Raw genomic sequence first — 8,417 nt, 5'->3', positions numbered from 1 at the left:
GTACGTACGGTTCTGTAAGAGGGATGAGGCGGTAACGCCTCACCCTACTTGATATATGAAAATTAAATTTAATGTCCCTTCAGGTACTTACCTTCGTTAGCTCGATTTAGAGATAAATAGCACTGGTAACACTAACGATTCTCGTTTATATTCTTCTGCGTGAATTGTGAAAGGTTGTATTATGTTTGTTTGTTTATGTCATGGCATCTCTGATAAAAAATTGCGTAAGCTCGCTATCGAAGAAGGTATCACCGATATGCGTACTATCAGAAAGTGCACTTCTCTTGGCTCTCAATGTGGTAAATGCGTCAAACAAGCAAAGGAAATCTTAAGCGAAACACAGGCGATGCAGTTTGCAAAAGTAAGCTAACCCCAAACCTTCGGCCGGTGACTTTGACACCTCCCCAATTGGTTCTACAGTTAATACTGAGCCAAAGAGGAGGGCTTTGTCATGAAAGGCGATCCAATCATCATTCAACATCTCAACAAAATTCTTGGTAACGAACTTGTTGCCATCAATCAATATTTCCTACACGCAAGAATGTACAAAGACTGGGGCTTAAAGCACCTGGCTGATAAGGAATACCACGAATCTATTGATGAAATGAAACACGCTGATCATCTGATTGAGCGGATTTTATTCTTAGAAGGCATTCCCAATTTACAAGATTTAGGTAAGCTCATGGTCGGTGAGGATGCTAAAGAGATGTTGGAGTGTGACCTTAAACTCGAAATGATGGCAATACCTGACTTAAAAGATGCGATTGCTTACGCCGAAGATAGTCGCGACTTTGTCTCTCGTGATCTGTTTCAAAATATCTTAGAAGACGAAGAAGAGCATGTGGATTGGCTCGAAACCCAGCTTGGACTTATCGAGAAAGTGGGCATTGAAAACTATCTTCAAGCTCAGTTTGTTGACGAGGAGTAGGGAGCTATAATCAGGGTCTGGTGCTTTCCAGCTAGACCCTAAAAGTAAATTCGTTTATTTTTCCCTCACCTATTGCATCCCGTTTTGTGATCTGTATAATACCGCCCACTGACTTAGTTCAGTTGTGAACCAATGAGCAAAGAGGAGTAAGCAATTTGCCTCGGCAAGTGCTTAGTAACGTAGACTCAGCTTATGTTCGCAGTTAATACAATTTACTCTCTGCCTAGCAGTTGGGTGAATCGAAAATTAGCTGACAATGCGCTCAATTAGAGTGCTACGGTTTCACATAAATCAATCGGCATTCTCTCGCCTTCGCGAGTATGAGTGGCGATATTGTTTGTGTAATTTTTAATTATTGGAGCTCTGTCTCATGCAGAACCAACGTATTCGTATCCGCCTAAAGGCTTTCGATTATAAACTAATCGACCAGTCGACTGCGGAAATCGTTGAAACAGCTAAGCGTACCGGCGCACAGGTTCGTGGTCCAATTCCACTACCTACTCGTAAAGAGCGTTTCACTGTTCTTATCTCTCCACACGTCAACAAAGATGCACGTGACCAGTACGAAATCCGTACTCACAAGCGTTTGATCGACATCGTTGAGCCAACAGACAAAACTGTTGACGCTCTAATGCGTCTTGATCTTGCTGCTGGCGTTGATGTTCAAATCAGCCTAGGTTAAGGGAGATTAGAAGAATGATTGGTCTAGTCGGACGTAAAGTGGGTATGACCCGCATTTTTACCGAAGAAGGCGTTTCTATCCCTGTAACAGTTGTTGAGGTTGAAGCGAACCGTGTAACTCAAGTACGTACACTTGAAGCAGACGGTTATGCAGCAATCCAGGTAACTGCAGGTGCTAAGAAAGCTAGCCGTGTTTCTAAGCCAGAAGCTGGCCATTTTGCGAAAGCAGGTGTTGAAGCAGGTCGCGGTCTTTGGGAATTCCGTTTGGAAAACGGCGAAGAGTTCGCAGTTGGCGCTGAGCTAAACGTAGAACTATTCAACGACGTTAAAAAAGTAGACGTTACTGGTACTTCTAAAGGTAAAGGCTTCCAAGGCGCTGTTAAGCGTTGGAACTTCTCTACTCAAGATGCTACTCACGGTAACTCTTTGTCTCACCGTGCTCCGGGTTCAATTGGTCAGTGCCAAACTCCAGGTCGCGTATTTAAAGGCAAAAAAATGGCAGGTCACATGGGTGCTGAGCGTGTAACGACTCAAAACCTAGAGATCGTACGTGTTGACGCTGAGCGCAATCTGCTTCTTATCAAAGGTGCAGTACCAGGCTCAACAGGCGGCAACGTGATCGTAAAACCAGCTATTAAAGCTTAACGTCTAGGAGTAAGTAATGGAATTGATGGTTAAAGGTGCTGATGCACTAACTGTTTCCGAGACTACTTTCGGACGTGACTTCAACGAAGCTCTAGTACACCAAGTAGTTGTTGCTTATGCAGCAGGTGCTCGTCAAGGTACTCGCGCTCAAAAGACTCGTTCTGAAGTATCTGGCGGTGGCGCTAAGCCATGGCGTCAAAAAGGTACTGGCCGTGCACGTGCTGGTACAATTCGTAGCCCAATCTGGCGTACAGGTGGTGTTACTTTTGCTGCGAAACCACAAGATCACAGCCAAAAAGTTAACAAGAAAATGTACCGCGGTGCTATGAAGAGCATTCTTTCTGAGCTAGTTCGTCAAGAGCGTCTAATCGTTGTTGATAACTTCTCTGTAGAAGCTCCAAAAACGAAAGAGCTTGTAGCTAAGCTTAAAGAGCTTGAGCTAACAGATGCGCTAATCGTGACTAGCGAAGTAGATGAGAATCTATTCCTAGCTGCTCGTAACCTATACAAAGTTGACGCACGTGACGTAGCTGGTATTGACCCAGTTTCTCTAATCGCGTTCGACAAAGTTGTTATTACTGCTGCTGCAGTTAAACAAGTTGAGGAGATGCTAGCATGATCACTGAAGAGCGTATCCTAAAAGTTCTACGTGCTCCGCACATCTCTGAAAAAGCAACTATGGCAGCTGAGAAAGCGAACACTATCGTTTTCAAAGTAGCTAAAGATGCAACTAAGAAAGAGATCAAAGCAGCTGTAGAAAAGCTATTTGAAGTTGAAGTTAAGACTGTAAATACTCTTGTTCTTAAGGGTAAGACTAAACGTCAAGGTCTACGTCAAGGTCGCCGCAGCGACGTTAAGAAGGCGTATGTGACTCTGGCTGAAGGTCAAGATCTTGACTTCGTTGGCGGTGCGGAATAACAGGAGAGTTAAACAATGGCTATTGTTAAATGTAAGCCGACTTCCCCTGGTCGTCGTCACGTAGTTAAAGTTGTTAACGCTGACCTTCACAAAGGTAAGCCTTACGCTCCACTTCTAGAGAAAAACTCTAAGAACGGTGGTCGTAACAACAACGGTCGTATCACAGTACGTCACATTGGTGGTGGTCACAAGCATCACTACCGTTTGGTTGACTTCAAACGTACTAAAGATGGCATCCCAGCGAAAGTTGAGCGCCTAGAATACGATCCAAACCGTAGCGCAAACATCGCTCTAGTTCTGTACGCAGACGGTGAGCGTCGCTACATCATTGCACCAAAAGGCATCCAAGCGGGTGACTCTATCCAGTCTGGTGTTGATGCGCCTATCAAAGCAGGTAACACTCTGCCGATGCGCAACATCCCAGTAGGTTCTACAGTACACTGTGTTGAACTTAAGCCTGGTAAAGGTGCACAAATTGCTCGTTCTGCAGGTGCATACGCACAAATCATCGCTCGCGATGGTGCATATGTAACTCTACGCCTACGTTCTGGCGAAATGCGCAAAGTACTATCAGAAGGCCGTGCAACAATCGGTGAAGTTGGTAATGCTGAGCACATGCTACGTGAACTAGGTAAAGCTGGTGCTAGTCGCTGGCGCGGTGTTCGTCCAACCGTTCGCGGTGTGGTTATGAACCCGGTAGACCACCCACACGGTGGTGGTGAAGGCCGTACTTCTGGTGGTCGTCACCCAGTATCTCCTTGGGGTCAGCCAACTAAAGGCTTTAAGACTCGTAAGAACAAGCGCACTGACAAGTACATCGTACGTCGTCGTAATAAGTAATCTATAAAGAGGAATCGCCATGCCACGTTCTCTCAAGAAAGGTCCTTTTATTGACCTACACTTGCTGAAGAAGGTAGAGAAAGCGGTGGAAAGCGGAGACAAAAAGCCTGTTAAGACTTGGTCCCGTCGTTCAATGATCATCCCATCAATGATTGGTTTGACCATCGCTGTCCATAATGGTCGTCAGCACGTACCAGTTTTCGTTACCGAAGAAATGATCGGTCACAAACTGGGTGAATTTGCACCAACTCGCACTTACCGCGGCCACGCTGCGGATAAGAAAGCTAAGAAGAAATAAGGAGTAGATGATGGAAGCTATCGCTAAACATAACTTTGCTCGTATTTCTCCTCAGAAAGCTCGCTTAGTTGCAGACCAAATCCGCGGTAAAAGCGTGGATCAAGCTCTTGAACTACTAACTTTCAGCAACAAAAAAGCTGCTGAACTAGTTAAGAAAGTTCTTGAATCAGCAATCGCGAATGCGGAACACAACGAAGGTGCAGATATCGACGATCTTTCAGTCGCAAAAATCTTCGTAGATGAAGGTCCTATCATGAAGCGTATTATGCCTCGTGCTAAAGGCCGTGCCGACCGTATCTTGAAGCGTTCTTGCCACATCACTGTTGTTGTTGCAGACGCTTAAGACTAGGAGATAAGCAATGGGTCAGAAAGTACATCCTAATGGTATTCGTCTTGGCATCGTTAAGCCTTGGAATGCTACATGGTTTGCTAACACCAAAGATTTCGCTGACAACCTAGACGGCGACTTCAAGGTACGTCAGTTCCTTACTAAGGAACTAGCAAAAGCGTCTCTTTCACGTATCGTTATCGAGCGTCCAGCTAAGAGCATTCGTGTGACTATTCACACTGCTCGTCCTGGCGTTGTCATCGGTAAGAAAGGTGAAGACGTTGAGAAGCTACGCGCAGCTGTAGCTAAAATCGCAGGTGTACCAGCGCAAATTAACATCGCTGAAGTACGTAAGCCTGAGCTAGACGGCCAACTTGTGGCTGATAGCATCGCGTCTCAACTTGAGCGTCGTGTTATGTTCCGTCGTGCTATGAAGCGTGCGGTACAAAATGCTATGCGTCTTGGCGCTAAAGGTATCAAAGTGGAAGTAAGTGGTCGTCTAGGCGGCGCTGAAATCGCACGTTCTGAGTGGTACCGTGAAGGCCGTGTGCCTCTACACACTCTACGTGCTGACATTGATTACGCAACTTCTTCGGCTCACACTCAATACGGTGTGATCGGCATTAAAGTTTGGATCTTCAAAGGTGAGATTCTAGGCGGTATGCCAGCAGCTAACGCTGTAGAGCCAAAAGGCGACAAGCCTAAGAAGCAGCGCAAAGGCCGTAAGTAAGGAGTCGACAGATGCTACAACCTAAACGTACTAAGTTCCGTAAGGTTCAGACTGGTCGCAACCGTGGTCTAGCTAAAGGTACAGACGTAAGCTTCGGCACATTCGGTCTTAAGGCTGTTGGTCGTGGTCGTCTTACTGCTCGTCAGATCGAAGCGGCTCGTCGTGCAATGACGCGTCACGTTAAGCGTCAAGGTAAAATCTGGATTCGTGTATTCCCAGACAAGCCTATCACAGAAAAACCACTAGAAGTTCGTCAAGGTAAGGGTAAAGGTAACGTTGAGTACTGGGTAGCCCAAATCCAACCTGGTAAGGTTATGTACGAAATGGACGGTGTACCTGAAGAGTTGGCACGTGAAGCGTTCCGCCTAGCGGCTCGCAAACTGCCGTTCAAAACTACATTTGTAACTAAGCAGGTGATGTGATGAAAGCACAAGATCTACGCGAAAAAAACGTTGAAGAGCTTAACGCTGAGCTTTTGAATTTGCTACGTGAACAGTTCAACTTGCGCATGCAAGCTGCAACTGGTCAGCTTCAGCAAACTCATACTCTAAAAGCTGTACGCCGTGATATCGCACGTGTGAAAACTGTTTTGACTGAGAAGGCAGGCGCATAATGAGCGAACAAATCCGTACTCAACTAGGTCGTGTAATTAGCAACAAAGGCGACAAGTCTATTGTTGTTGCAATCGAACGCATGGTTAAACACCCAATTTACGGTAAATTCGTAAAGCGTACGACTAAACTACACGCACATGACGAAAACAACGAGTGTGGCATTGGCGACACTGTTGAAGTTCGTGAGTGCCGTCCACTGTCTAAGACTAAGTCTTGGACTTTGGTAAGCATCGTAGAAAAAGCGAAAATTTAATCGTTTTTCTCTAGCGAAATCAAGCGGCTCCAAATTATTTTTGGGGCCGCTTATTTTTTGTCTACCCAATCACAAAAAAGGGTGGTACAATTCGCGTCCCTTTAAAGAGGCAGCCCGACCCGAGAGGGTCTAGTTTTTAATATTTAGCGGAGCACTAACAATGATCCAAATGCAAAGTACACTTGACGCAGCAGATAACTCTGGCGCGCGCAAGGTAATGTGTATTAAGGTTCTGGGTGGCTCACACCGTCGTTACGCACACATCGGCGACATCATCAAAGTTACTGTGAAAGAAGCAATTCCTCGCGGTAAAGTAAAAAAAGGTGATGTTCTGAAGGCGGTAGTAGTTCGCACCCGTAAAGGCGTACGTCGTCCAGACGGTTCTGTCATTCGCTTCGACCGTAATGCTTGTGTATTGTTGAATGACACTACTGAGCAACCAGTCGGCACACGTATCTTTGGTCCAGTGACTCGTGAACTTCGTAATGCGAAATTCATGAAAATTGTTTCACTAGCACCTGAAGTACTGTAAGGAGCTATAAAATGGCAGCTAAAATCCGTCGTAATGACGAAGTAATCGTTCTTGCTGGTAAAGATAAAGGCAAGAAAGGTAAAGTAACTAAGGTTCTAGCAACTGGTAAAGTTATCGTTGAAGGTATCAACCTTGTTAAGAAGCACCAAAAGCCTCAACCGGCTCTAGGTCAACAAGGTGGCATCGTTGAGCAAGAAGCAGCAATTGACGCTTCTAACGTTGCAATCTTTAACGCGGCTACTGGTAAAGCTGACCGCATCGGTTTCCGTATCGAAGATGGCAAGAAAGTTCGTTTCTTCAAGTCTAACGGCGAAACTGTTTCTAACTAATAGAAAGTAATTTGGAGTTCTACTATGGCGAAACTGCATGATTACTACAAGTCGTCTGTAGTTGCTGAATTGACCAAACAATTCAACTACTCAAGCGTCATGCAAGTCCCTAGGATTGAGAAAATCACCCTAAACATGGGCGTTGGTGAAGCAATCAACGATAAGAAACTGCTAGAAAACGCAGCAGCTGATATGGCAACGATCTCTGGTCAAAAGCCTCTTATCACTAAAGCGCGTAAATCTGTTGCAGGTTTCAAAATTCGTGAAGGCTACCCAATTGGTTGTAAAGTAACCTTGCGTGGCGAACGTATGTGGGAATTTTTAGAGCGTTTAATCTCTATCGCACTTCCACGTGTACGTGACTTCCGTGGCGTTAGCGCTAAGTCTTTTGACGGACGCGGTAACTACAGCATGGGCGTTCGCGAGCAAATCATCTTCCCGGAAATCGACTACGATAAAGTAGACCGTGTTCGTGGCCTAGACATCACTATTACGACGTCTGCTGCAAACGATGAGGAAGGCCGAGCTCTGCTGGCTGCCTTTAACTTCCCATTCCGTAAGTAAGGTGAAGGGTTACTGTTATGGCTAAACAATCAATGAAAGCGCGCGAAACTAAACGCGCGAAGCTAGTAGCTAAGTTTGCTGAAAAGCGCTCAGCTCTAAAAGCTATCATCAGCGATGTAAACGCATCTGAAGAAGATCGTTGGAACGCAGTACTTAAACTGCAAGCTCTTCCACGTGATTCAAGTGCTTCACGTCAGCGCAACCGTTGCAACCAAACTGGTCGTCCACACGGTTACCTACGTAAGTTCGGTCTAAGCCGTATCAAAGTTCGCGAAGCTTGCATGAAAGGCGAGATTCCTGGACTTCGTAAGGCTAGCTGGTAATTGCCACTTAATCATTTGGAGTAAATCTTATGAGCATGCAAGATCCGATTTCGGATATGCTGACCCGCGTTCGTAACGGTCAGGCAGCAAACAAAGTTGCTGTAAAAATGCCTTCTTCAAAGCTTAAAGTTGCAATCGCTGCACTACTGAAAGCTGAAGGTTACATCGTTGACTTCGCTGTTGAAGGCGAAGCAAAACCAGTGCTAGAAGTTACACTTAAGTACTTCCAAGCAAAACCAGTAATTGAGCAAATCAAACGTGTTTCACGTCCTGGTCTGCGTGTCTACAAAAACAAAGACTCGCTACCAACTGTGATGGGCGGTTTGGGTATTGCTGTTGTTTCTACTTCCAAGGGTCTGATGTCAGACCGCGCTGCACGTAAGGCAGGTCTTGGCGGTGAAATCATCTGTTACGTAGCTTAATAGGAGTAGATT

The 8,417-nt window shown here is 45.6% G+C and carries 18 protein-coding genes; all 18 read left to right on the top strand.

The window, feature by feature from the left end:
* The first annotated feature begins 181 nt into the window (after positions 1–181).
* A complete protein-coding gene (locus ACJB0T_RS15695) occupies positions 182–370 on the top strand; it encodes a (2Fe-2S)-binding protein (protein ID WP_042502742.1) in 189 nt (62 codons plus the stop codon).
* Between the two features lie 81 nt (positions 371–451).
* A complete protein-coding gene (bfr, locus tag ACJB0T_RS15690; protein WP_479288620.1) occupies positions 452–928 on the top strand; it encodes a bacterioferritin in 477 nt (158 codons plus the stop codon).
* A 370-nt stretch (positions 929–1,298) separates the two neighbouring features.
* Entirely contained in the window at positions 1,299–1,610 is a 312-nt protein-coding gene (gene rpsJ / locus ACJB0T_RS15685; protein WP_031495630.1) for a 30S ribosomal protein S10, read from the top strand.
* Between the two features lie 14 nt (positions 1,611–1,624).
* Positions 1,625–2,254, top strand: a complete 630-nt coding sequence (rplC, locus tag ACJB0T_RS15680; RefSeq protein WP_112460406.1) for a 50S ribosomal protein L3 — start codon at positions 1,625–1,627, stop codon at positions 2,252–2,254.
* A 16-nt stretch (positions 2,255–2,270) separates the two neighbouring features.
* Positions 2,271–2,873 (top strand): 50S ribosomal protein L4, encoded by a 603-nt coding sequence (rplD, locus tag ACJB0T_RS15675; protein ID WP_042478663.1) that lies wholly within the window; start codon positions 2,271–2,273, stop codon positions 2,871–2,873.
* The gene (gene rplW / locus ACJB0T_RS15670) at positions 2,870–3,172 is read left to right on the top strand and encodes a 50S ribosomal protein L23 (protein ID WP_042478664.1); all 303 of its coding nucleotides are present in this window, start codon (positions 2,870–2,872) and stop codon (positions 3,170–3,172) included. The genes rplD and rplW overlap by 4 nt, the downstream gene beginning before the upstream one ends.
* Positions 3,173–3,187: 15 nt before the next feature.
* The gene (rplB, locus tag ACJB0T_RS15665; RefSeq protein ID WP_042478666.1) at positions 3,188–4,012 is read left to right on the top strand and encodes a 50S ribosomal protein L2; all 825 of its coding nucleotides are present in this window, start codon (positions 3,188–3,190) and stop codon (positions 4,010–4,012) included.
* Positions 4,013–4,031: 19 nt separating this feature from the next.
* Positions 4,032–4,310: a 30S ribosomal protein S19 gene (rpsS, locus tag ACJB0T_RS15660; protein ID WP_031495622.1), complete on the top strand. Its 279-nt coding sequence runs from the start codon at positions 4,032–4,034 to the stop codon at positions 4,308–4,310.
* 10 nt (positions 4,311–4,320) lie between these two features.
* Positions 4,321–4,653 carry a 50S ribosomal protein L22 gene (gene rplV, locus ACJB0T_RS15655; RefSeq protein WP_042478670.1) on the top strand — a complete coding sequence of 111 codons (333 nt, stop codon included), beginning with the start codon at positions 4,321–4,323 and terminating at the stop codon, positions 4,651–4,653.
* Between the two features lie 16 nt (positions 4,654–4,669).
* Positions 4,670–5,368, top strand: a complete 699-nt coding sequence (gene rpsC / locus ACJB0T_RS15650) for a 30S ribosomal protein S3 (protein ID WP_112481252.1) — start codon at positions 4,670–4,672, stop codon at positions 5,366–5,368.
* An 11-nt stretch (positions 5,369–5,379) separates the two neighbouring features.
* Positions 5,380–5,790 carry a 50S ribosomal protein L16 gene (gene rplP / locus ACJB0T_RS15645; protein ID WP_006075723.1) on the top strand — a complete coding sequence of 137 codons (411 nt, stop codon included), beginning with the start codon at positions 5,380–5,382 and terminating at the stop codon, positions 5,788–5,790.
* Positions 5,790–5,981 (top strand): 50S ribosomal protein L29, encoded by a 192-nt coding sequence (gene rpmC / locus ACJB0T_RS15640; RefSeq protein ID WP_004736737.1) that lies wholly within the window; start codon positions 5,790–5,792, stop codon positions 5,979–5,981. Before rplP ends, rpmC begins: the two co-directional genes overlap by 1 nt.
* A complete protein-coding gene (rpsQ, locus tag ACJB0T_RS15635) occupies positions 5,981–6,235 on the top strand; it encodes a 30S ribosomal protein S17 (protein WP_042478674.1) in 255 nt (84 codons plus the stop codon). The genes rpmC and rpsQ overlap by 1 nt, the downstream gene beginning before the upstream one ends.
* Before the next feature lie 160 nt (positions 6,236–6,395).
* The gene (gene rplN / locus ACJB0T_RS15630) at positions 6,396–6,767 is read left to right on the top strand and encodes a 50S ribosomal protein L14 (protein ID WP_006075569.1); all 372 of its coding nucleotides are present in this window, start codon (positions 6,396–6,398) and stop codon (positions 6,765–6,767) included.
* An 11-nt stretch (positions 6,768–6,778) separates the two neighbouring features.
* Positions 6,779–7,096, top strand: coding sequence for a 50S ribosomal protein L24 (rplX, locus tag ACJB0T_RS15625; protein ID WP_042478676.1), 318 nt, complete (start codon positions 6,779–6,781; stop codon positions 7,094–7,096).
* A gap of 24 nt (positions 7,097–7,120) precedes the next feature.
* Positions 7,121–7,660, top strand: a complete 540-nt coding sequence (gene rplE / locus ACJB0T_RS15620) for a 50S ribosomal protein L5 (RefSeq protein WP_006075572.1) — start codon at positions 7,121–7,123, stop codon at positions 7,658–7,660.
* Between the two features lie 17 nt (positions 7,661–7,677).
* Positions 7,678–7,983, top strand: a complete 306-nt coding sequence (gene rpsN / locus ACJB0T_RS15615) for a 30S ribosomal protein S14 (RefSeq protein ID WP_042502755.1) — start codon at positions 7,678–7,680, stop codon at positions 7,981–7,983.
* A 29-nt stretch (positions 7,984–8,012) separates the two neighbouring features.
* Entirely contained in the window at positions 8,013–8,405 is a 393-nt protein-coding gene (gene rpsH / locus ACJB0T_RS15610; protein ID WP_042502757.1) for a 30S ribosomal protein S8, read from the top strand.
* Positions 8,406–8,417: the final 12 nt, after the last annotated feature.

Source organism: Vibrio sp. CB1-5 (assembly GCF_059412285.1).
Note: the sequence above shows the minus strand (reverse complement) of the source record. Positions and strands in the feature narration are given on the sequence as shown.